Annotated in this window: 1 protein-coding gene; it reads right to left on the reverse strand. The window is 69.5% G+C overall.

What is annotated here, in order from left to right; genetic code table 11:
- A partial coding sequence (locus ACNA7R_RS20555) for a malic enzyme-like NAD(P)-binding protein (protein WP_416285387.1) occupies nucleotides 1–594 on the reverse strand: 594 nt, incomplete at both ends.

Below are 594 nucleotides of genomic sequence, written 5' to 3' on the forward strand. Positions count from 1 at the left end.
GCTGGTCTCGGCGATGTCGGTGGCGAGCACCACCTTGCGTTGCCCCGCCTCGGGCGGACGGATGGCGGCGTCCTGCGCCTCGGGGGACAGCTGGCCGTAGAGGGGGCAGATGCGAGTGTGTTCGTCCACCTGTCCTTCGAGGGCGCGGTTCACCTGATCGATCTCCCGCCGTCCCGGCAGGAACACCAGCAAGCTCCCCTCGTACTTCGCCAGGGCCCCGCGTACGGCCCGGGCCACGGCGGGCGGCACCACGTCGATGAGCCTCGGATCCAGGGGCGTGGGGATGATGTAGTCCGGACCGAACTCCAGGTGTTCCAGGGAGTATGCGTCGAGCACCTCCCGTGGCACGGGTTCCCGGGCGAGACGGGACAGGGCGTGCACGGCGGCGATCTGCATGGCCTCGTTGATGGTGCGCGCGCGCACGTCCAGGGCGCCCCGGAAGATGTAGGGGAAGCCGAGCACGTTGTTGACCTGGTTGGGGTAGTCGCTGCGCCCGGTGGCCATGATCAGGTCCTTGCGGGTGCGGTGGGCCAGTTCCGGCAGGATCTCCGGGTCCGGGTTGGACAGGGCGAACACGATGGGCCGCTCCGCCAT

Source organism: Natronococcus sp., from assembly GCF_047921035.1.
GTDB lineage: Archaea > Halobacteriota > Halobacteria > Halobacteriales > Natrialbaceae > Natronococcus.